This is a genomic window from Mucilaginibacter flavus (assembly GCF_030409315.1).
Lineage (GTDB): Bacteria > Bacteroidota > Bacteroidia > Sphingobacteriales > Sphingobacteriaceae > Mucilaginibacter > Mucilaginibacter flavus.
In genome coordinates this window covers 80,822-101,989 of sequence record NZ_JAUFPS010000097.1, presented here as the reverse complement: position 1 = coordinate 101,989, position 21,168 = coordinate 80,822, and the positions used below count along the sequence as shown (strand labels likewise).

Here is a 21,168-nt window from a genome sequence, read left to right as displayed (position 1 = left end):
TATTTAGTTTAATTATCACGGTCGTTACTATCCTTTAGGAGGACTTCGTAACCGGCCTTAACTTTAACTTTGATCTGTTTTACCTTGTGGTTGAATAACCCTTTGGCGGCTTCAACGCCCGCACTGGCGGCTTGTGTGCCAACGGACTGATCCATAGCCATAAGTTGCATAGACTGAACGGCATCCCCAACACCATTTTTTGCGGCATCCCTTCCGATGGAACCTGGAACATATAGGCCTTCCATACCGTCAAGATCATAGACAGCGAGCGCTACCGGCAAAATGTTATTGAGGTAACGAATACTGGCAATTTTGACTTCTAAACGCTCATTGTTCAACGAGCAAGTTCCATAAACAAAGCTGCCTTTAGGTATCATTTTGCCATTTACATAAATACCATCCAATAACCTTAATTTGATAACCGCGCCGGTTACTAACGTTTGATCTTCATGCACTACTGCCTGAATGGTATTACCTGCTGTTTCTGTTGTATTCGCAGAGCGGCGTTTTTTTGACTTGCCACCGCCATCGTACGAAGCGTAGCTAACCTGAATTTTATCAGGTGCGGAATTATCATCGTCATCATCTTTAGCTGCGGCAACGGCGTAGACCCTACCGTGATTTTTTAACGACTGATTACGTAGCCTGCTATTAGCATTGCCGGGATTTTGTATATCGTTTATTTGTTGAAGCATTTGGGTTAGTTGCTTCATTTCAGGGTCGTTGCCGCCGCCGTTGCCATTCATGGCTTTCATCATTAATTCCAGTCTTTTTACATCGGCAGTGGATTGCGGGGCTGTTGCACCACCGCCGTAGTTTGTCGGTTCCGGCTGGTTGATCTGCTGATTAATAGCAACAAGCTTGGCCTGAATTTTGGCTTCATTAGCATCTGCTACAGTAGGGCCGCCTGTAAGATTAGCGGTTGAACGCTGCGTAGCAGAATCAATATGCCCCGCTTTTGCGGCATCCAATCCCATTGATTTTACAAAGCTTTCACTAACCCCACTGTTTGCGGAACTTGCGGAATCCGTTTTAACGGTTTGATAAACGCCCATTTTATCCTGGGCTTTTTGATCCTTAAACTGTGCCTGCGGTAATGTGGCATTCAATCCCTGTACATTGGAATTTTCAAAGGCTGAAGCGGATTGTTTACCGCCACCCAATGCCCAAAATGCCATCGTTAAAAATGGAATGATAAGCAGTGGCATGATGACTAAAAATTTGCGCTCCTTCAGAAATTCAGGAGTATGCTGCGGCAATTGACCGCTGTTTAATACTGCATTCATGATTTACTTTTTTTTAGTTAATGAATCTGTTAATTGACGTTTAATAAATTGGGGATCGGGAAATTCTGATGCCTGACCAATATGGGCAGAGGTATAATTTTGTGATAATTTGGGGATCGTGTAAAAACTGCAAAAGGAACTACTGACAAGTATGATAGACGTTAGCATGCCAACTGCAATAGCAATTCGTTTCTTTTGGCGAACAGTGTAAGCATTGAACCACTTGTTAAGGCAGGTCGAAAAACGAGTTTGAAAAGTGATTATCTGTTTTGCCAGCGAAGCGGCAACCTTGTCGCTTAATTGCGCTGACGTTTTACTGTTTGATAAATTCATAGCTTTTAGTGTTGAATAGTGGTGTCCCTGTTAGCTAAAGTCTCCCAATGCAGGATTAGAAAACCATGCGGGTTATTGTCTGACCTTGCCACGTTACGCAGGTAACCCTGAGTGATCAGGCTGCGGTTTGCGGTCGATGTAGAGCGGATCAGCTTTTGCGTGGCAAAGCATTTGAAGTAATAAGGATATTGGTTTATATCCAGTTGAATACTGTCCACGGTAACCTGTTGGCTGATATTGCCGGAAATAAGGTTGTTGTAATAGCTTTTTTCCTTTAAATCGTTATATTGATTTTTGGCACTTTCATCAGCCAGGTATAAGGCCTTGCCTATATTGGCATCAATTACCTTTTCATCAGGGTCAAGGGTAAAAAAATAATGATGGAACATTCGGATATGATCGCGGGCTTCTACTGGTATGTTGTCTTTCCGGTCGGCTGCAAATGCCTCTAACGCCTTGCCGTTAGCCAGGATGTAAATGTGACTGCCTGCGATATTCGCTGCCTGGTAACTTTTATAAAGTGCAAAACATGATATAATGGTACATGCGGCAATCAAAAAATAGCTGAATAGCTTGATGTGTTTAAAGGCTGTTTCAATGTTTTTGAGATGTGTAAACATGATTATTAAATTTTAGGTGAATAATTAGGCTTGCTGTGGATTTATCTTGTTTGCCCGTCCATTATTTGGGTTACTGCCCTTATCTTGAAAGTATGGTTTAGATACTGCGCTGTCTGCCATGCTTTGGCTGGTATTAGATTTTTGATTACCGAATGTATCTGCGGACATACTGCTGCCTCCTGAAGCTGCACCAACGACAGACTGGCTTGTACTGCTCACAATACTGTTTACCTTTTGAAGCAGACCGTTGCCGCCACCTGCGTTAACAATGTAGTTAGCTACGCTTGGTACGGTGAAGTAACCAATGATGCCAATAATTAAAAAGATGAGGTAAGCGGTATCAGTTGAGCTAAAGAAGGTGTCACCCGCATTTTGAACCTGGGTAATATCCAGTTTCAGCATATTTTCCTGAACCTTGCCGATAATTGCACCGAAGATGTTTGCTACTGGCAGCCAAAGAAATACATTAATGTATTTAGCCAGCCACACTGTTAAGGTGTGCTGAAAACCGTCGAAGACAGCTAAGCCAAATACTATAGGCCCCAATATGGCCAGAATGATAAGGTAAAAAGTCCTTATGGTGTTAATACATAAAGCCGCTGCTTCGTATAGCACTTGCAATACTTCCGACATCCACTGCTTAACCGAATTGCGGAAATTATAGGAAGCTTTGGACATAGCGAACTTCATATCATTACCTACGCTGGCAAGCATTCCTTCGTTCGCGCCTGTAGGGTCGTCGGGATGGGTATATTTATACCATTTATCCCTGTCACCATCACCATCAGCACCAACATACATTTGCCATGTATCTGTCTTTTCTACTGCCGCTTCTTTGGCTTTCAACAAGGCTGCAATAGCGGCATCTGAATTTTGCACCATTCCGCCTGTGGCAGTTACCGTAGGCGACATTATTCCATTGATAATAGCAATAACCGTAGGGAATAAAAGAATAGCTAAGCCTAAAGCAAATGGCCGCATCAGCGGGTAAAAATCTATTGGTTCGGCACTGGCTATTTGTCGCCAAACGCGACTGCCTATATACCATAAAGCACCAAATCCTGCTATTGCACGACCAACACCGATGAGTTGGCTACACATGGGAAGCATATCGTTATAAACGCCATTTAAAGTTCCCTGCAAACCTTGAATATCTGTAGCAAGGCCGTCTGCTTTGGAAAATAAAGGAAAAGCTATCCCCGTTACCGCAAAAATTGCGGTTAAATAAATCTTCTTTTTCATAAAATTGGGATTAGTTATTTATACCATAGAGCTGTTTCACCGTGCGGGTATCGCCTATATCCTTAGTGCGCTGCATATTTAACAAAACGCCTTGCCGGTTGAAGTGCCGGAGAAACTGCAATTTATCTGAACTGCTGGCATAGATGCGGTCAATCGCCCGCATTCTTTCATCATCGGACATTCGTAGTTTACCAGCGGTAAGCACATTAGTTAGGTCGTCCAGGTTTTGCAGGCTTTGGTTGACAAGCTGCGTATATACGTTGCTCATATAATTTAACTCACCTGCACTAAATGATCCACTTTGCTGAAATTGTTTATAGGCACTTTTATACTCACTAACCAAACTGACCTGCTGGGAAATTATCTCGGCTACCCTGCCATAATTTTTTACAGTGGGGTTTATAGAAAGCAAGCCATTAAGGTAAACGCTATGCAGGTCAAAATTACCTTTGGAAAGTTGGGATATGCTGCCATAGCCTTGCTGGTAGATCTGGTAACCCATTTTCATGTCGCTTAATATGCCTTTCAATTGGGTTAGCTTTTCAATATCTAAAATCAATTGCTGCATTTCCTGAACCTGTGCGCTGGCAATCTTTGCCGTACCCAGGCAAAAGAAAAATACCAGTATAATTACGATCTGCTTGATTTGCTTTTTCATAATTGGTTTTGCTTATTGAATCCCGTAAATTTTCTTTTCGGTAATCACATTATTATTTTCCTGAACACGTTGCACCGCGTAAACTTTTACCTGGTCAGCAAATGCAGAGGCAAAACGGTAATTATTTTGCATAGCAGAATGAATTACTCCAATGTGTTTCAACCGTTCTTCGTCACTCATCTTGAGTTTGCTGTCGGTAAGCACATTTTGTAATTCGGTAATCTCTTGATCACAATCTTTAAATAAAGCGGCTTTAACCTGCATAATATATTTGCGCTCACCATTGTTAAGATTGGCAGTTTTGTCGAGGCTGTTCATGCGGGCAAGAATATCTTTCTGCCATTGCAGTATATCATTTACCTGTTTATTATTCTTAACTACAGGACTAACGTTATTGAGATTGTTGTAAAAGGTAGTGTGTAATCCGTTTTCTGATTTGAGATATCCGGTTATCGAACCTAAACCATTACGGGCAATGTTATTACCCGCCTTGTAATATGAGGCGTAAACTTGTAGTGCAGCAATTTGCTGTAACAGATATTTCTTTTGCGTTTTTTTCTGTTGGAACCACTCAGCGAAAGTTTGAGCTCTAACAGTAGTAGCCAGCACAGATGCGGCAACCGTCATAACTGTGAAAGCCAATAATTTCCTGCTTTTACGCCGGATCTCGTCTGCCCGTGTTTTTATTTGATTAATTGATTCCATAAAGCTTTTTAATTGATTGGGTATCACTCAGATCTTTGCTGCGTTGCAGGCTTAATTGAATGCCCTGGTTATTGAACTGATGCAGGTCATTGTAATTTTCATCCAAATGATCGCTGGCCTTGTTGATTAATTCCAGGCGCTGTTCATCTGTCATTTGTGTTTTTGCAGGGCTAACCACGAGCATGATCTCATCCAGATTTTTTACGCTGGCGTCTAATATGCCGGTGTACACCTGCTGCATATAATTCAATTCCTGCGGATTGAAATGATTATCCTGCCGGAACAAGCTCCAGGCTTTTTTATATTCACTAACCAGGGCAGCTTGTTTTAAAGTAATATCCTTTATCCGCTGGTATTTAGATATAGTGGCTTTGATGTTTCCTAATTCTGTGTAGTAACTGCTGTATAATTGCCTTTGCTGCTCTGTCCAACCGGAAATTTCAGTCAACCTTGTTCTGGACATTTGATTTTCAATGACTTTTTGTGCGTTTTGCAGCCATATCGTTTTATTCTGCATTCGTTGTACTTTAAGGTCTATTGCCTTAATTACTTTGGTTACTGTAAGTTTTATTACTTCGCCAATAACGAATTGTGCTTTTGCCTTTTGCGTAGGTAGTGTTATAGCGATGAACACCACCAAAGACACTATTTTTACAGGTAAATTTTTCATAAAAGCCTCCCATATCCCTGTTCATTTACAGGAATTACTTAATGATATGTAGGAAATGTTATTTGATTTTTTGGTACTCCGTGTTTTTCAAGGTCACGGAATTGCCGTCTTTACCGGGCGTTATCTGACGGCCATACTCCGTTTCTGACAACATCTGTTTTTCTTCATTCCATGTTGATTGCCATTTTTCGGTTTTATATTCTTTGGCCTGGCTTACACCATTTCGAATTTTTTGAAAACCTGTCTTTCGCTCAATTTGGTAAGTATTGGTGGATTGAGTTGATGGCGTTATTATCAATGTATCTGATGCCGTGCTATACTCACTTTTCGATTGATTGGTAAAAGTGCCAGATAATGATTTGCTTTGAGAATTATTCGTGCATCCTGTAAAGGCGGCAATTGCAAGGATTATAATAAACGATAATGCTTTCATAATTATGGGTTTTAGTTTATGCTGCTTTTTCTAATTCCTCTCTAACGATAGCTGCTATAGCAAGCTTTACACTTCCTAATTTTTTGGTGTAGGCATGGACTTTTGCTTTTTCCGATGATTCAGTGGTATAAGTCCAGTATTCTTCACGGCTTACTTCGGTTCGGTAGACTTTTGATAACTGGCCATTCAAGCTGATGAATACTTCTTTATACTTCAGGTTTTCGTCGTTGTTCCGGTTCATGCTCATGATGAGTGCTGTTTCCTTATCTGTTATCCCTAATAGTTGCTGTATTTTAGGAAAGTCATTCTGGTATTTCCGCTGGTCAAGCAAGATCTTGCAATCACTATTATTGATGATGGCCTGTTTTACGACGGGCGAACTAATAATATCTTCAATGTCCTGGGTTACAACTAAGGCTTCACCAAAATATTTGCGGACTGTTTTAAAAAGATATTTGATGTACTCGGCCATACCTTCCCGCGCGATCGCTTTCCATGCTTCCTCTATTAGGATCATCTTTCTGGTGTCTTTAGCCAGTTTGCGCATTTTAGAAACGAAGGTTTCCATAATGATAAGGGTGACCACCGGAAATAAAATTGGATGATCTTTGATATTGTCCAGCTCAAAGACAATAAAACGCTTTTGCAAAAGGTCGAGGTTTTCTTTTGCATTCAGCAGGTAGGCATATTCACCACCTTTATAATATGGTTTCAATACAAAAAGCATGTTGTCTATATCAAAACGTTCATCTTTCACTTTTGATTGTTTCATGGTATCATGAAATTCACCATTAAGAAATTCGTAAAAGCTGTCAAAGCAAGGAAATATTTCAGGTTGACTTTTTAGTTTTTCGTAATAATGATATAAAGCATCTGAAATTGCCACGTATTCAGACCGTTGAACACCTTCGTCCTCTTTCTTCCATAGCGCTAAAATCATGGCTTTTATACTTTCCCTTTTTTCAGTATCTAAAACGTCGCCATCTGCTATGTAGAAAGGATTAAAGCTGATCGGCTCATCTTCGGTATATGTGAAATAATAACCGTCAACAAAATCACAAAGCCCCTGGTAACTATGCCCAACATCTACTAAAACCACATGCGAGCCCTGCTCAAAATAACTGCGAAGCAGGTGATTAGTGAAGAAGGATTTGCCGCTGCCTGACGGACCTAAAATGAATTTATTTCGATTGGTGGTGATTCCCTTAGTCATCGGGTCATCGCTAATGTCAACATGCACGGGCTTGCCGGATAATCGGTCGCCTAAGCGAATGCCGCAAGGGCTGATGCTTGACTGGTAATTTGTTTCAAGATTTAAGAAACAAGTAGCCTGTTCAACAAAAGTATCAAATGTATCATTCATTGGAAAAGCGGCTTCGTTGCCTGGCAATCCAGCCCACCAAATTTGGGCAGCACCATCGGTTTCCTGTTTCGGCTGGGCATCCATTTGAGCCAGTGAGGAACTAACCTTATTTTTAAGATCCTTTAACAATGCAGCGTTATCCGTCCAGGCTAAAACATTGAAATGCGCCTTTACGGGTAGTCTTTGCTGACTAATAGCTTCATTTAAAAAATCGTGTGTAGCATCACGGCCAATCGCATTTTCGCGGGAATAAGCGGAAAGAGATTGCAGGCGCAATTTTTTTGCTTCCAGATTTTTGATCGTTTGCAGGCTGTCACCGATAAATATATACTGGTTGTACAAATGATTACATTTTAATAAAGTGCCTATAGGAGTAGCAAAGCCGGTACTGAATTTTGTTTTATCTGTACTGTATTTATCATAGGTAATTCTCGGGCCGCATAATGGTGGCAGATCTTCCGCATCGCTTAGCGTATAAAGTTGGCAATGGTTATCACCGATCCTTATCTCATCCAGAATATGAATATCTTTCAATACCGGCGCTTCATTTTGATTAAGCAAAAAGCAGTACTGCTCCAAAACACCGGCCTTATTTAACGTGCCTGCTAACTCGTCATCGTTCAGCCGTGAAAGGGTTATTAAACCGCTATCCTCCAAAACTCTTACAAACTGGCCGGCGCTATCCTGAAAATCCCTGAACAATTCATCGCAGGTAGTTTGTGCAGGAACAATGCGTTTACGCATTAATGAACTTACCGCGCTTGAATACTGTTTAAACTTATCGGGCTTTTTAGTTAAAAAGATATGGCAATGATGATGCAAAAACTCGCGTTCGTGAAAATAACGTTCACTGGAATGAGATAGGAAAGTTTTAACCTGCTGATGGCCTTCTTTAGCAAATACAGCTTCATATTGATCATTGATAAACCAATCCTGCTTATGAAATACAGTATTTTTTGGTAGAAGCTTCAATGCTTTAATAATTACCTCATGGAAAGCAAGATACTCGTCATTTGATAGGGTGAAGATTTCGGGCAGGTTTACTCTGTAACCAATGGTAAGGTCGCCATTTGCGGAAACCATACAGTTATGCTCCACCTTGTAAACAGGAAATACCTGTTCTGCTTTGCTGTGTGATGCCATGATTATTTCTTTAGTTGTAAAAAGATATTTCGTGTAGTGAACTTCAAATGATCTGGTAAGTACCTTTTGGCTGCTTTTTTCATCAAGCCGTGTTCACCGTATTTATGACTTAATTTAAACACCTGGTAAAACAGGGCGCTGCCTAAAACAGAGATGATAATTATGCAAGTAATTACCGGCACTCCTACGATATACATGATAGCAAATCCGATAAGCAACAGTACAAGCCCAGCTGCCAGATAGCCGATGTACTGTGCTTTCAGTCCTTTAAATTCAATCGGTTTATTAATGCCCTTGTTGATCTGATATAATGCCATGATATGTTTTTTATACCCCAAAGAATGATTTTAACACCGTTGCAACTACTACCAAAAAGATACAACTGCCGAACCAGCTTGAAGCAACTTTGCCGGTGTCGTGTTCGCCATCGTTCCATTTTTTGAATACTTTGATGGCTCCCACAAGTCCGACTATGGCACCGATAGCATACATTAAGCTTGTGCCAGTGCTGAAATAACTTTTAACCTGTGTAGTTGCTGCTGTTATTCCTGAATTGCCATCCTGTGCATATAAGCTAAAGCTAATTATCAATAAGGTGACAGTTGCCAATAAATGCCTGAAAAAAATTACCGCCCTTGAACGGAAGTCTGTTTTTTGAGATTTCATAATTTCTGAATTAATGTAAACGGATAGGTTGCCTAAGCCCAGGTGTTTTGAAAATCGGATAAGGCAACTGTGAATTTTAATTTGTCTTTGGAAATTTCTACCACGCGGCTTAGTGCAGCCGGAAGATCGATTTGCTCCTGGAACCTTTTATAGGAGCTGACTAATATTCCTACGAGCGTTAAAAACTCCTGCTTGTTGTCAACATCCCTAAACGCTTCAATCAGGTTTCCGGCTTCTGAAACCAGGTCTGATGAAGGGTCGTCTTGAATGCTTATGGTGTGAGTTGATTCCTTAACTAACTCATGTGGATCATCAGGCAAAACTTCTGAAAAGGGTAAGTTTTGTGTATCGCCAATGCTTACACCATTATCCGGTTTAGCCTGACCCATTACGGAAATGGCAGGCGATTGAATTACTGTAAATAGATCAGCTGATTGCGGTTTGCGATTGAAAAGATTACTTATCTCTTTCTGGTAGTATCTAAGAGCAACATACAGGTAGTAAGAAATAGTAATGATGATAACGGCTGCGAGATAGTGCTGCCAGGAAATAGAGGACAACATAATGCTTTGCTTTAACCCTCACCACACCATGCGGCGATTGTGAAAGCAAAGGTTGGAGTAGCAAAAAATATTATTTCACACCTTATACATGAGGTAGGTGTTTTTTTTATTCTAAAAAAGCATAAGTATCTGAAAATTAGATAAATAAAAACTATTCAAATTTCATTCTTTGTTGCGGGCCGCTGTCTTCATCTAATTTTTCATCAATTCTTCGTAGCAAAGCGAGTTTTAGTTTATCCAGAAAAGCGGTACGTTCCTTTTTGCGCCGGGTTATATCGGTGTATTTATGATAGTAGGCACCTAAATCAACATGAAACACGGTTTGAAAAAAGCTGACTACTGATTTGATTTCTGAGTTTCCATTGTTAAACACGCCTAACGCAACTAACGCGTATATTAATTCAACAAGATCTGTTTTATTAAAAGTCCAGGTAAGCGGTAACTCAATGCCAATTTCCTGCGGCTTCTCATCATGGTTTAAAATTTTCTGTAGTTCGAGATTGAGGTAATCCTGGTATTTTTCATTGGCTATGATCTTAGACAGCTTATAATCATGACTGGTAGAATACAATTCATCCTCTTCAAAATCTTCCAGTTCTACGTGAACGTCAAAACCGCCACGGGTAAAGTAAACTTCATCCATTTGGGAAGACCCTGACCGGTAATATTGATAGAAAGCATGGTTATGGTCGAAAAACCGTTTGATATCGGTTAATTCATAATTGATGTAATCCTTTATAATTTCCTCACTGCCTAAAGGCTTTTGCATCAAAAAATTGTACACATTGATAAAGTAGATGTACTTGCTATAAAACTGGGGTTTAACAACCTTGAAAAATTCTATTTCATCTTCGGTATTCTCGAAATTGTAACTGGAAATATAATTTTTAAGCTTAGCCATTGCCTTTTTGCATAGCTGAATAGAGGTTTTATATTGATCGGCTAATGAATCGCCATTAATTGAAACTTCGTTCAATTGATTTTCTAAAGCGCTGTAGAAGCGCTCGGTTATAGTTCTCATAGATAAGGTTAGATAGGTTTGTTCGTTAGTACTGGTTATATATATGGTTTCTTATAGGCATCAAATTTAAATCCTGCTATACAGCAAAGCTTAGCCACAGCATGGTAGCATTTTCAAAAAGTCAGGAATAGTTTTTAAATCAGGTTTTTGCAGGCAATTCTTTATTCAGCATATCCAAAAGGGTGGTGTCTAAACCTTCAGCTATTTCTTGCAGATAAATATATGAGGGGTTAATATTTCCTGCTTCTAAACGTTGAATTGATTGCTGGTCTTTTCCGATGGAGTGGGCAAGCTGTAGTTGAGTAATACCCTTATCCTTTCGGACAGTTCGTATTCGTTCACCTAAGTCTTTTAAAAGTTGTTCCTTTTTCATCGGAACTATAAAAGAATGGCAAACCGAACGAAATTAACACAACGGATACGTTGTATTAATTCTTATATATGAAATATTACGAAAAATATTTAATTTATTTAAGAAATGTTGCTTAAAACGCTTTCAATAATTCTTTTTACGTCTTCTTTGATCTGGTGATAAGTCATTAGCACCTCTGCCTGATCTACATCTCTAATCATAGGGATCGGTTGATAAGCCGCTTCTTCCCGCTTAATCGCGGCATGATCGTTTTGAATACAATTATGAAAAGTTTTCAATTCTATCTTATTATCAGGGTCATCAGCCACCATGCCAACAAACTCACCCGAGGATAACCCTGAAATTTTTGATGCTGGTATTGCGAAATCCAATTGCGTTGATTTGCTTATTGAGGTGTCCTGACTATTAATTGATATGCTTTCCTTTTCCTGGTTAATTTTACCAAATCGTTCGGAAAGTTGTTTTGCCGTGTCGCCGGTTACCTGCCCAAAAACAATGTTCCCTACTATATTCAAAATAACTTCTGCCTGCTCACGGCCATAGTCTTTTTTTAGCTGGCTATAGTCCTGAACGGCTAAGGTAACGGCGACTTTATTAGATCTGGCTGTAGCAATCAAATTATCAATTCCGTTAAAGTAAATTGTCGGGAACTCATCATAGATCATGCTGCACTTTTGCTGATTTTTACGGTTGACAAGCTTATTGATGCGATTAATGTAAAGCGATAATACCGCGCCATAAATCTGTGATTTTTGTGGATTGTTGGCGAGACATACAATTTTGGGTTCATCAGGGTTGTTAATGTCAAGTGAGAAATCGTTACCGCTTAATACATAATACAATTGTGGCGAGGATAACCGCGCCAAACTAATTTTGGCACTTGCAATTTGTCCTTCCAATTGCTCGTAAGCTTCATTTTGCCAGGCAGAAACAAAAGGGTTGATCAATACTTCAATTTCAGGTTCTTGCAATAACACCTCAAATAAGTCTTTATACTCTACCTGAGCCAATTCGATCACATGAGGCAATGTGCAATATCGCCCGTCTTCATATTTCTTCAAAAACCACATAATGGCCGTAATAAAGTTAATAGGAGATTCCACGAAGAAATCCCCTTGCTTCTTAATCCATTCACGGTTAAGACCAAGCATGATCGTGCGGCTTGAATCTATTGCATCAGTAATATCAATCATCGTATGCGGTTCTAAGGGGTTGGCCCGGTGCATAATATTTTCGAGGTTGATAATATATTGGGTGGGCTTAACTTTGTACAAATGGCCGTACTTTAAAAGCGCATTGTAAACGATCCTGGTTAAATCATCAAATTTAAAATCATAGACCAACATGGTAAAGCCCTTTTGAATATGTTGGGTAATAATGTGGCGTATGACGAAATATGACTTACCCGAACCTGGGCTACCGCCAATTAGTGTACCTCTGAACGGATTGATGATGTTTATCCAGCTATTGCGGCTTTTGCCTTTCAGATTATAAACTGCAGGTAAATTGATCGAGTATTCATTTTCTAATAATCTTTCTTCCTGCGGGAACGATTCATTTTCTTTATTGAAAATATCCTTGCCCAAATTGATCTTTAGCATTCTGAAAAGCAGACTTACCCCTGAAAGGATCAGCATATAACCAATGACTGTTGCACCTATATACAATATGGCTATTGTGGTTGCAGGGTAATGTATGGTAAGAAAGAGCGTACTGACGAAGTACGTTAATGAACCTATGGTGCAATAAATAAAAATCCTGCTGGCCTTAATGGATTCATCCTTTTTTCCTTTACTGCCAACCAGCGAAATCATTAAAAGAATTAGCGCTGCCATTTTCGCATAAAGCACCTTAGCGAAAATTTCCATCTTCGATAACGGCAATACAATGTGATTTACGAATGGCTTGGTCAAGCCTAAAATTTGGAAAGCCGTATAGCAGCTTAGATAAAAATGTATGATTAAAATAGCAATGCTTATTAGCCTTGTAAAGTCAATTATCTTTCTTAGGGCTTGCTCGTTTTCACCTGTTTGCATGATGTTAAATATTAAAGTGAATGACCTTTTCTTTTCTTCTTTCGCTTATTCTGTTGCAGCCTTCCTATGGCCGCCATGTCTTGTTGTTCTTCTTTGAATAGTATGTTTAACAATGAATCCCCATCGCCTGAACTTGGAGCTGAACCTGAAATATTGTCAGGAAATTTTGAAGCCTGGGTAATATTCTTTACCGGTTTGGAAACGATTTGATTGCGGTTGATTTCCTCATTTTTAAACCAATTTATCAGTGTTGCAGCACTGTAGTTTTTGCCTAAATCACTACCATTAAATACCGACTTTGACCCATGATCTACGAACGTTATCCCATATAAACGGCCTTCGTCATTCTGCCGGAAAATGACCTGAATGCCATCATCTTTTAATTTTTTTTGAAACGCATTTTTTGAAACCGGCGCTAATAATACCTTATCAATTTTAGTTTTGACCTGCTCTTTTAAAGGTTTTCGCAATACTTTATTTAATCTAAATCGGTCTTCAAGCGCTTTCAAAGTTGGCTTTCCATAGATGCTGCTGGCCTTGATTGGCACCCCAAGTTTGTTTCCTTTTACATCAAGCGCCCAATAAACCAAGCCGTTTTTTTCATACATTCTTGAATCTTTAGAGCCGCGATCAGCGGTAATATTGTATTGATTGAGTACGGCGTTCAGTTCAGGAATACTGGTAAATTTGTAGGCTTTTACTATTTTGTTCACCACGTTGGTGATTGATCTTTTGAGTTCTGCCTTACCATAATCAACTTGTTCCAGTGGCTTAGATAATACGTTTTGTTGCTTACCCTGGTCTTCTGCCTTTACCAAATTGTACGTCAATTCAACTTGTTTTCTGGCACTTTCGGAGGCCCTGTTCGCCAGTAAATGAAAACTGATACGTTTTCCGTCCGGTTCAATATTAGTGGTAACAATATGCAGGTGAGGGTGTCCGGCATCATGATGCTGGTAAACCAAATAAGGCTGTTTACCAAAACCTAAACCATCCATATAATCATCGGCAATTTGTTGTAGTACATCATTCTCCAAATTTTCGCTCACCGCAAAATTTAACGAAACGTGCAACGCGTTTACGAGTGTCCGCTCGTTCCGATTTGTTAGATCAGTTAACCTTTGCAGCTTATCCGTAAACGTTAAGTTAGCCGGGTCTTTCAGGTAGCCTTGAGCGGAAATCAGCTCCGCTTTGCCCAGCCTTACTTTATGTTCATTATAATTTATTGCACCGCTGATACTTCTCCCGGTTTTAATTTTTGCGACCATAATTCTGAAAAACTTTGCATACGTTCTTTAATCTGACCGATTGCCGGATCGACCTTGCTGCCAATAATGGAAAGTAAATTTATCCATAGGCGGTTATCCGCATTTCCGTGCGCACTATTGATCTGGCGAACGGCCTGGTTAAGATTATTGCCGATGGCATTTAACTCTTTTCTGAGCATTGCCAATTCTTCCAGCATTTCATCCATCGACTTGTCACGGTAATTTACCGTGATCGGTTTTTCAAGCAGAACGCACCTGATATACTCACTCATTTTTAAAAACCGTGTTTTTTTGAAACGGGTATCAAGTACTTTAAATTCGTTCGGTTTAAACCGTGTGGTTACTTTGCGTTCCCTGTTTTCTTCTTCATTTTCCATTACTGTAATCTTTAAAAAATCCGACCCTGGAGGATTTTTACCCTGCCCCCCGACTGACCTCGGAAGGTAGGGGCAAGATCCGTTTGTCCGACAAACGTTTATCTTGCTGATTGCTATTAAGAGGCAATCTCATCCCTTTTGATTTCTTCAATTTGCCAGCATTCCATTAGGACCTGTATCATATTGACTTCTTCAATTTGGCATCTAAAAAGAATTTTAAAGCATCTATACTGATGTCCTTTAACGATGTATCATATTCTACTCCGTATGATTTCAAGCGCTTCAAAAGCGCCTTTGGAATCCAAACATTTAGCTGCGCCTCGTCCTCTTTAACTGTAGCACTTTGCTTTATTGGGTGAACTTCCTGAATGGGCGTTTTGGGCGTGTCCTTTTTAAGTTTGTCCGCTAAGCCACCCAGTTTGTCTTTATAATCTGTCATTGTAAACCTGATTTAATTAACTCGTTGAACGAGAGTTTTGCCGGCTACATAAATATGTATTTATGTAATTTATGCACTGATACGGTTAACGATCTCTTCTGCCAGGGATGTTATTTCTGATTTCGCTTTTGCATCACTTCCCTGTAAAGCTCCGGCAGTTATCGAGGACCTTGCAATACTTACCCGATCATGTATCAGAGTTTCCAATACAGGAGTTGCCATGTCTTCTAAAAGACCGCTAACCTCTTTGGTAATACCTGATCGCGGTTTGATCATATTCATCACAATGCCGGCCTTTATGTCGGGGTTCTTTACCTGCGCATCGTTGACCAATGCGATAGTCGAACGTATAGCCATTACATCAAAAAAGCCTGCTTTTGTTGGAATCAATATAAAATCGGAGAGGCTGAATAGCTCGGGAAGCTTGTTCGACAAGTAAGGCGGCGTATCAACTATAATAAGGTCATAGTCTAATTTTTTAATGTCCTGTAATTGGTCTTTCCCGACCACCGCCAGCCCAGGGAGATCGTCCTTGATCTGGAGTAGACTTCCTTGCAAATCTGTATCAACCAAAGCAACGCTAAGTTGATCCTGGAAACACACTGCTAAGTTCATTGCCAGTGTGCTTTTTCCAACGCCCCCTTTTTGGTGGGCTACTGTGATGATCTTTCCCATGTTATGTAATTCTAAATTGTTATAAATACATAATGCTGTAATTGCATAATGCTGGAAATCTTTAAATACATAATTCTTTAAATGCAAATTCCTGTAAATACAGATTGCTGTAAGTATGTATTTCTGTAATTACGTCATTCTATATCTGCATAATTCGATAACTACATATTGCTGTAAATACAATAACCTGTAATTATGTATCAGGAAGGGGTTTGCATGTTGCTTCCTGACGTTCGATTAATTTTTATTTGTTGCTTGCACTTAAAATTTGATCGGTTGTTCAAAATTCACAGGTTAATCATGTGATATCGACACCAGCATTATTTACAATTTTTAATACCACAGCGTACAACCTCATGATTCGATGCAACAAAACCCGATTCAACAGAAACCGTCAAATTGTCATAAAAATTTTATTTGCCGATCAAGATGGTTCGGTGTAAAAACGCGATTTTTTAAACCGCATTTTCACCGCCTGCCGGTAATCATAAATCCAATCAGCAGCGCAAACTTTCCAGTTAATTATTGGGTATCCGGTAATACTTTTCCACTCCCGCAATTCATGTTCGCTGAAGAAATCATTTGCAATTTCTATTAAGCCTTTTTGATCAAAATAAATTTCAATACTGGCAAGCGACGGCGGCATGGACGTACCTAAACCATCATGGCTACGTACAGTAATTGCATTCCTGCTTCTCGGCTTTTTATCCAAATTCGGAACGATCCGTTTTGCTTTACGCTTCATGCCATTTTCATTTGATCGTTTAACTTACCAGAGTTCATGAGCGCCTCAATTTCTTCCAGGTTGTAATAAGTTATACCGCCTAACTTTTTGAAAGGTATCAGGCCTTTATCACGGAGGTATTGGAGCTTGCTTTCAGAAAGGCGCAGCATCTTTTTGATCTCGAAGGCCTTGAGCCATTGGTGTCCCGGATGGCCAGTCTGTTCCTTCAATAGCTTTTTAATATCAACAATTAATTGTTGCTTAAAATCAATCAAGTCCTGCACCGTGATCAGTTGATCGCGGTGAACTTTCTGAAAGTCATTTTGAGTTTCATTGTAATTTGCCATAGCTTAAAATTTAGCACAGCAAATGTGAGGAAGGGAAAAATATTTTTTTCACACCTCATGTACGAGGTAGGTGTTTTTTTTAGAATAGGAATAATATTTAAATACCTTATTTTGCAGATATTTTCAAATTATGGCATTTTATTACTACCAAGTTAATAACCGGTTTAATTTTGTCATTTATAGGAAATCCGAAAACGATTGAATAAGTTTATAGGTCTAAACCAACAAACCTGTTAATGGCCCACAAATTCGCTAAAGAAGATGTTTCTGTCTCAGATAAATTTATTATTAAATTTTCTGAGATGTATATCAAGCAAAGATCCCAAACAAGATTTAATTATGATACTATCGACGAAAGTTTGTTATTTCAGAAACACGGATTTGACAGCACACAATTAAAAAAAGTAATAACAAAAAATTCCGTTGCCCAGGACTTAATACGGGAAGCTGGCCAAATTCATAAGACAGTTCTTACTGATATTTACAGAAGTGATCTTGGCGAGTTGTTGCTAACTTATTATTTTGAAGATAAACTGCCAGAATCTGAAAGATTTATAATCCCTCACAAAAATATAACAAATCGTGAACTGGCTGCTCAGCCAGGCCGAGGATTGGATGCTGTCGGTTATCGGATAGACAATGACAGGATAAGTCTATTGGTAGGTGAAGGCAAAGTTTCACATCAGATGAAGAATCCACCTGATGTGGTTGACTATAATAAAGATTCCATTTATAATACACAAACAAAATTTAAAAACAATAAGGAACTGTTGGTTAATCGCTTATCTGATTATAGCAGAAACCTTACAGATGAAGCTGCCGAAAAAATCGGATTAGTTTTACTTTTGCTGGATTTTGGAAAGGAAAGTGAATTTGACCTTGTTTTCGGGTGTTCCTTGCTAAGAGATGTTTCATGTGTTAAGGTCAATGAGGATTATGGTAAATTTTATACACAACAAACAGATTTCGATCCACACCATATTACATTTTGTATAATGAGTTTGGACAAAAACGTTAAAGACACAATAGACCTTTTTTACGATAAAGTACAGGAACTTTGTAAAGCATAGAATGAAAGATATTTTAGAGTTTGTTTTACATGATGATGAAATTAAGTCCTTTGTACAGGACCGTAAACTTGCTTTTCTGGAAAGTGAGCTTGGCTACGGTATGCATGATTATGACAACGAATTAAATACTAAAATCATCAAAATAGAGTACCTGTTATTAAATAAGTTGCTTTCGGTAAGAGATCAGGAAATCAATGATTCACTGTTTGATACTGCCTATTCTATACTAAAGTCTTATAATATTTCGAGTGATTATTTTCTTGGCATGTTCAATAAATATTTTGGAATTGAGCAGGTTGGGAATTATAGCCTTTATTATTTTTATTTGGCATCTCTTGGTCTGAAAGCTGATAAAACAGTGCAGGTAAGACTTGATTTAAAAAGTTATTTCTCTCAAGATTACGCTGAATTAGGCAATTGGCAAGAAATAGTAGCAGATAAGATTTTAGAGGCATTTATTCTTTTGGTCAGAAAAGATTCGGGTTACGCTGATATTAGAACGTCCTTAAAATTGATCTCTGAACTTAAAACATCGCAAAAAGATTTTGAGGAAAAGTATCTGTCTCAAATAAATGATTATTCCAAAGAACTCGATTCAGCTGAACAGCTACTTGGCTGGTATCATGTTTCAAAAACTGTTACAGAAACAGCAGATTACCTGACACAAGGGTATAATTACAAAGGGAAATTGGAGAGTGAAATTCGCATTCACTCCGAATTAGCGAAAAAGCTTTTTAAAAGTTCCCCCAGGTTACAAAGTATTGTGACCATAATGGAGCAAAATCTTACGTTGTTACAAAATAACTCGATATGGTATTCCACCAATGCTATTCAAATTAAGAAACTAAAAGACTTTTGTATCGCAAAGAGTATTGCAGAGAGATCAATCATTGACCTGTTACCCTCTCAACGTGACGCTATTAGTCAAAGTTTATTGGATATTGCTGCCAGTGTTACAGTAGTTGAAATGCCGACAAGTGCCGGTAAAACACTTTTGGCGGAGTTTAACATCATAGTGACCAAAGCCTTAAATGCCGATTCGAAAATTATTTACGTAGTTCCTACGCGGGCTTTGGTTAATCAGGTTTATTATGATCTAAAAGCTGATTTTGAGGGATTAAACTTCGCAATCGAAAAAACGTCAGGGGCTATAGAAGTCGATCCATCTGAGGAAGCATTGTTAAAAGAAAAAATCGACATTCTCATTTCCACGCCCGAAAAACTGGATTTACTAATTAGGCGGAATCATGAATCAGTTGAAGATGTCGCCCTTTTTGTTATTGACGAGGCTCATATGATTCAAAACGGTAGCAGAGGCACACGGTTAGAACTTTTATTGGCTATACTTAAAAGAGAGCGGCCAAACTCAAAGTTTATGTTCCTGTCTCCATTTTTAAAGGACTCTGCATCCACTATTGCCAATTGGATAGCTGGAAATAAAATAAAAACTCCAATAAGAATAAACTGGAAGCCTGCTGAAAAATTGTTAGTCGGCATTAAGCAGAAAAGCAATTTTAAGAAATTTACCCAAACGCTATTGCCATCTGCTTACTCACTTATACCGAAGGAAAGAGAGCTCCCCGACGTAGATCTTGATTTCGTCCTTTCCGGTACAGACAAAGAGAAGTATCTTGAATTTGCTGCTAAAAGATATGGATCTGGTGACAAATCAGTTCTTTATTTATGCCAAGGGTCTGGAATGGTCGATAATAGAGCTAAATATTTGTTTGAGACACTTGATGATTGTCCAATATCAGAAATGGTTGAGTTGGTCAGGAAATTTATAATTGATGAAGTAGGCCAGGAAACAGTCCTTACCAAAGTACTGAAGAAGAAAATCGCATTGCACCATGCTGGTTTGTCGGATGAAACAAAATTGCTTATTGAACATTTAATTCGCGAAAAGGAAATACGACATATATTCGCTACAAGTACTTTAGCTGAAGGCGTTAATTTCCCTGTTTCTGCAGTGTACTTCGATTCATACAGAAAGGGTGACAATAAACTCACTACAAGTGATTTTTGGAATATTGCTGGTAGAGCGGGACGAACAATGGTAGACAATTTTGGCAAACTGATTTTTCCATTTAACTCTGCCGATAATACTAAAACCGCAAAAGATTTAATTGGCGAGAGTTCTAAAGGGATTGCGAGTATGCTTCTCGAAATGATGATCAATGCAGATTCTATCCTAACGACGCTTAGTGAGTCAGACGACCAAGTATTTAAGCTTGCGAATAGATACGCCGATTCCCTTGAACCGCTGGTACAATATCTTATTCATGTGCTTAACCATTCAGGTAAGGAAAGTGCAATTGAAATTAGTGATTTGTTTAAGGACAGTTTGGGCTATTATCAATTAGGTACCATTGATAAAAACAAGTTTATTGAAATATGCAGATTGATTTACCTTCAATTACAAGAACGGATTAATCCCGGTGCATTGGGATTTGCAGATAAGACAGGGTTTTCGGTGCCTTCTGTGTTAGAAATTATGAAAGCGGAAAACAGAGCAAATCCTGCAATCGCATCGCCTGAAAGTTGGGAAGCACAAAATATCTTTAACTATAATACCAACTACTTAGAGGAAAAGATTAAGGTTATCGCAAAACTAAAAGAAACTGGTTTAGGGACTGATTCCAGAAGCAACGCATTCAATGAGGAAGCCGTAGCAAAGGTCATAATCAGTTGGGTTAAAGGCGATCAATTATTCGACGTTTCAGGACATCACCCCACTTTTGCTAACAATTCAGATTCAGCTGACAGAATTAACAGCTTTGTTAAGTACATTAATAGTACAAGATTTAAAGCATCATGGGGCTTAGGCGCTTTAGAGGGCATAGTTAATAGTTCAAATGATGAATTAAAAGAAACGTCATATATTCCATCAATGGTTTATTATGGCGTTGATACCGAGGATGCTCTTTTAATGAGAATGGCTGGTGTACCCCGTAGATTGGCAAAATCGCTTTCTAAGATATTGCCTAAAGATAAGACACTATCATTAACGCAAATACGCGCTAAAATTAGCAGTTTAAGTAATTCCGAATGGAATGCTATGGTTCCGTCTGGCTCGACACTTTCAGGTGAGGAGTGGAAAAAACTATCATCGATCCTGGTAAAATAATAGCAGAATATACATGATTATTAATTTTC

At 38.9% G+C, this 21,168-nt stretch carries 23 protein-coding genes; 2 read left to right on the top strand and 21 right to left on the bottom strand.

Going from position 1 to position 21,168, the window contains the following annotated elements; translation table 11 throughout:
• Positions 1-8: 8 nt before the first annotated feature.
• From traM to QWZ17_RS28990, 21 genes are all read right to left on the bottom strand, one after another.
• Complete coding sequence (traM, locus tag QWZ17_RS29090) at positions 9-1,286, bottom strand: conjugative transposon protein TraM (protein ID WP_290308877.1); 1,278 nt, start codon at positions 1,284-1,286, stop codon at positions 9-11.
• Positions 1,287-1,289: 3 nt separating this feature from the next.
• Positions 1,290-1,619: a hypothetical protein gene (locus QWZ17_RS29085; protein WP_290308876.1), complete on the bottom strand. Its 330-nt coding sequence runs from the start codon at positions 1,617-1,619 to the stop codon at positions 1,290-1,292.
• 5 nt (positions 1,620-1,624) lie between these two features.
• Positions 1,625-2,239, bottom strand: coding sequence for a conjugative transposon protein TraK (traK, locus tag QWZ17_RS29080; RefSeq protein WP_290308875.1), 615 nt, complete (start codon positions 2,237-2,239; stop codon positions 1,625-1,627).
• 24 nt (positions 2,240-2,263) lie between these two features.
• Positions 2,264-3,481 carry a conjugative transposon protein TraJ gene (gene traJ, locus QWZ17_RS29075; protein WP_290308874.1) on the bottom strand — a complete coding sequence of 406 codons (1,218 nt, stop codon included), beginning with the start codon at positions 3,479-3,481 and terminating at the stop codon, positions 2,264-2,266.
• A 10-nt stretch (positions 3,482-3,491) separates the two neighbouring features.
• Positions 3,492-4,139 carry a TerB family tellurite resistance protein gene (locus tag QWZ17_RS29070; RefSeq protein WP_290308873.1) on the bottom strand — a complete coding sequence of 216 codons (648 nt, stop codon included), beginning with the start codon at positions 4,137-4,139 and terminating at the stop codon, positions 3,492-3,494.
• A 12-nt stretch (positions 4,140-4,151) separates the two neighbouring features.
• Entirely contained in the window at positions 4,152-4,844 is a 693-nt protein-coding gene (locus QWZ17_RS29065) for a hypothetical protein (protein ID WP_290308872.1), read from the bottom strand.
• Positions 4,831-5,514 (bottom strand): conjugal transfer protein TraI, encoded by a 684-nt coding sequence (locus QWZ17_RS29060; RefSeq protein ID WP_290308871.1) that lies wholly within the window; start codon positions 5,512-5,514, stop codon positions 4,831-4,833. Before QWZ17_RS29060 ends, QWZ17_RS29065 begins: the two co-directional genes overlap by 14 nt.
• A 58-nt stretch (positions 5,515-5,572) precedes the next feature.
• Positions 5,573-5,947, bottom strand: a complete 375-nt coding sequence (locus QWZ17_RS29055; RefSeq protein WP_290308870.1) for a hypothetical protein — start codon at positions 5,945-5,947, stop codon at positions 5,573-5,575.
• Between the two features lie 16 nt (positions 5,948-5,963).
• A complete protein-coding gene (locus QWZ17_RS29050; protein ID WP_290308869.1) occupies positions 5,964-8,453 on the bottom strand; it encodes a TraG family conjugative transposon ATPase in 2,490 nt (829 codons plus the stop codon).
• A gap of 2 nt (positions 8,454-8,455) precedes the next feature.
• The gene (locus QWZ17_RS29045) at positions 8,456-8,770 is read right to left on the bottom strand and encodes a DUF4133 domain-containing protein (RefSeq protein WP_290308868.1); all 315 of its coding nucleotides are present in this window, start codon (positions 8,768-8,770) and stop codon (positions 8,456-8,458) included.
• Between the two features lie 10 nt (positions 8,771-8,780).
• Entirely contained in the window at positions 8,781-9,119 is a 339-nt protein-coding gene (locus tag QWZ17_RS29040; RefSeq protein WP_290308867.1) for a DUF4134 domain-containing protein, read from the bottom strand.
• 32 nt (positions 9,120-9,151) lie between these two features.
• Positions 9,152-9,682, bottom strand: coding sequence for a hypothetical protein (locus QWZ17_RS29035; RefSeq protein WP_290308866.1), 531 nt, complete (start codon positions 9,680-9,682; stop codon positions 9,152-9,154).
• Between the two features lie 151 nt (positions 9,683-9,833).
• Positions 9,834-10,703 carry an RteC domain-containing protein gene (locus QWZ17_RS29030; RefSeq protein ID WP_022833086.1) on the bottom strand — a complete coding sequence of 290 codons (870 nt, stop codon included), beginning with the start codon at positions 10,701-10,703 and terminating at the stop codon, positions 9,834-9,836.
• A gap of 139 nt (positions 10,704-10,842) precedes the next feature.
• The gene (locus QWZ17_RS29025) at positions 10,843-11,076 is read right to left on the bottom strand and encodes a helix-turn-helix domain-containing protein (RefSeq protein ID WP_022833085.1); all 234 of its coding nucleotides are present in this window, start codon (positions 11,074-11,076) and stop codon (positions 10,843-10,845) included.
• A gap of 98 nt (positions 11,077-11,174) precedes the next feature.
• Complete coding sequence (mobC, locus tag QWZ17_RS29020; protein WP_290308865.1) at positions 11,175-13,112, bottom strand: conjugal transfer protein MobC; 1,938 nt, start codon at positions 13,110-13,112, stop codon at positions 11,175-11,177.
• An 11-nt stretch (positions 13,113-13,123) separates the two neighbouring features.
• Positions 13,124-14,380 carry a relaxase/mobilization nuclease domain-containing protein gene (locus QWZ17_RS29015; RefSeq protein ID WP_290308864.1) on the bottom strand — a complete coding sequence of 419 codons (1,257 nt, stop codon included), beginning with the start codon at positions 14,378-14,380 and terminating at the stop codon, positions 13,124-13,126.
• Positions 14,335-14,757: a plasmid mobilization protein gene (locus QWZ17_RS29010; protein ID WP_290308863.1), complete on the bottom strand. Its 423-nt coding sequence runs from the start codon at positions 14,755-14,757 to the stop codon at positions 14,335-14,337. The genes QWZ17_RS29015 and QWZ17_RS29010 overlap by 46 nt, the downstream gene beginning before the upstream one ends.
• A 178-nt stretch (positions 14,758-14,935) precedes the next feature.
• Positions 14,936-15,196, bottom strand: coding sequence for a hypothetical protein (locus tag QWZ17_RS29005; RefSeq protein WP_290308862.1), 261 nt, complete (start codon positions 15,194-15,196; stop codon positions 14,936-14,938).
• Between the two features lie 69 nt (positions 15,197-15,265).
• Positions 15,266-15,871 carry an AAA family ATPase gene (locus tag QWZ17_RS29000; protein WP_290308861.1) on the bottom strand — a complete coding sequence of 202 codons (606 nt, stop codon included), beginning with the start codon at positions 15,869-15,871 and terminating at the stop codon, positions 15,266-15,268.
• A gap of 424 nt (positions 15,872-16,295) precedes the next feature.
• Positions 16,296-16,616 (bottom strand): hypothetical protein, encoded by a 321-nt coding sequence (locus QWZ17_RS28995; RefSeq protein WP_290308860.1) that lies wholly within the window; start codon positions 16,614-16,616, stop codon positions 16,296-16,298.
• Positions 16,613-16,942 (bottom strand): helix-turn-helix domain-containing protein, encoded by a 330-nt coding sequence (locus QWZ17_RS28990; protein WP_290308859.1) that lies wholly within the window; start codon positions 16,940-16,942, stop codon positions 16,613-16,615. Before QWZ17_RS28990 ends, QWZ17_RS28995 begins: the two co-directional genes overlap by 4 nt.
• Before the next feature lie 236 nt (positions 16,943-17,178).
• On the opposite strand from QWZ17_RS28990, the gene QWZ17_RS28985 reads away from it, so the two are divergent.
• Both QWZ17_RS28985 and QWZ17_RS28980 read left to right on the top strand, forming a co-directional pair.
• Positions 17,179-18,012, top strand: coding sequence for a hypothetical protein (locus QWZ17_RS28985; RefSeq protein WP_290308858.1), 834 nt, complete (start codon positions 17,179-17,181; stop codon positions 18,010-18,012).
• 1 nt (position 18,013) lies between these two features.
• Entirely contained in the window at positions 18,014-21,139 is a 3,126-nt protein-coding gene (locus tag QWZ17_RS28980) for a DEAD/DEAH box helicase (protein ID WP_290308857.1), read from the top strand.
• The last annotated feature ends 29 nt before the right edge of the window (positions 21,140-21,168 follow it).

Bases quoted from the DNA above. Each gene is read 5' to 3' on its own strand.
- traM (WP_290308877.1), bottom strand. From the start codon at position 1,286: ATGAATGCAGTATTAAACAGCGGTCAATTGCCGCAGCATACTCCTGAA.
- QWZ17_RS29085 (WP_290308876.1), bottom strand. From the start codon at position 1,619: ATGAATTTATCAAACAGTAAAACGTCAGCGCAATTAAGCGACAAGGTT.
- traK (WP_290308875.1), bottom strand. From the start codon at position 2,239: ATGTTTACACATCTCAAAAACATTGAAACAGCCTTTAAACACATCAAG.
- traJ (WP_290308874.1), bottom strand. From the start codon at position 3,481: ATGAAAAAGAAGATTTATTTAACCGCAATTTTTGCGGTAACGGGGATA.
- QWZ17_RS29070 (WP_290308873.1), bottom strand. From the start codon at position 4,139: ATGAAAAAGCAAATCAAGCAGATCGTAATTATACTGGTATTTTTCTTT.
- QWZ17_RS29065 (WP_290308872.1), bottom strand. From the start codon at position 4,844: ATGGAATCAATTAATCAAATAAAAACACGGGCAGACGAGATCCGGCGT.
- QWZ17_RS29060 (WP_290308871.1), bottom strand. From the start codon at position 5,514: ATGAAAAATTTACCTGTAAAAATAGTGTCTTTGGTGGTGTTCATCGCT.
- QWZ17_RS29055 (WP_290308870.1), bottom strand. From the start codon at position 5,947: ATGAAAGCATTATCGTTTATTATAATCCTTGCAATTGCCGCCTTTACA.
- QWZ17_RS29050 (WP_290308869.1), bottom strand. From the start codon at position 8,453: ATGGCATCACACAGCAAAGCAGAACAGGTATTTCCTGTTTACAAGGTG.
- QWZ17_RS29045 (WP_290308868.1), bottom strand. From the start codon at position 8,770: ATGGCATTATATCAGATCAACAAGGGCATTAATAAACCGATTGAATTT.
- QWZ17_RS29040 (WP_290308867.1), bottom strand. From the start codon at position 9,119: ATGAAATCTCAAAAAACAGACTTCCGTTCAAGGGCGGTAATTTTTTTC.
- QWZ17_RS29035 (WP_290308866.1), bottom strand. From the start codon at position 9,682: ATGTTGTCCTCTATTTCCTGGCAGCACTATCTCGCAGCCGTTATCATC.
- QWZ17_RS29030 (WP_022833086.1), bottom strand. From the start codon at position 10,703: ATGAGAACTATAACCGAGCGCTTCTACAGCGCTTTAGAAAATCAATTG.
- QWZ17_RS29025 (WP_022833085.1), bottom strand. From the start codon at position 11,076: ATGAAAAAGGAACAACTTTTAAAAGACTTAGGTGAACGAATACGAACT.
- mobC (WP_290308865.1), bottom strand. From the start codon at position 13,112: ATGCAAACAGGTGAAAACGAGCAAGCCCTAAGAAAGATAATTGACTTT.
- QWZ17_RS29015 (WP_290308864.1), bottom strand. From the start codon at position 14,380: ATGGTCGCAAAAATTAAAACCGGGAGAAGTATCAGCGGTGCAATAAAT.
- QWZ17_RS29010 (WP_290308863.1), bottom strand. From the start codon at position 14,757: ATGGAAAATGAAGAAGAAAACAGGGAACGCAAAGTAACCACACGGTTT.
- QWZ17_RS29005 (WP_290308862.1), bottom strand. From the start codon at position 15,196: ATGACAGATTATAAAGACAAACTGGGTGGCTTAGCGGACAAACTTAAA.
- QWZ17_RS29000 (WP_290308861.1), bottom strand. From the start codon at position 15,871: ATGGGAAAGATCATCACAGTAGCCCACCAAAAAGGGGGCGTTGGAAAA.
- QWZ17_RS28995 (WP_290308860.1), bottom strand. From the start codon at position 16,616: ATGAAGCGTAAAGCAAAACGGATCGTTCCGAATTTGGATAAAAAGCCG.
- QWZ17_RS28990 (WP_290308859.1), bottom strand. From the start codon at position 16,942: ATGGCAAATTACAATGAAACTCAAAATGACTTTCAGAAAGTTCACCGC.
- QWZ17_RS28985 (WP_290308858.1), top strand. From the start codon at position 17,179: ATGGCCCACAAATTCGCTAAAGAAGATGTTTCTGTCTCAGATAAATTT.
- QWZ17_RS28980 (WP_290308857.1), top strand. From the start codon at position 18,014: ATGAAAGATATTTTAGAGTTTGTTTTACATGATGATGAAATTAAGTCC.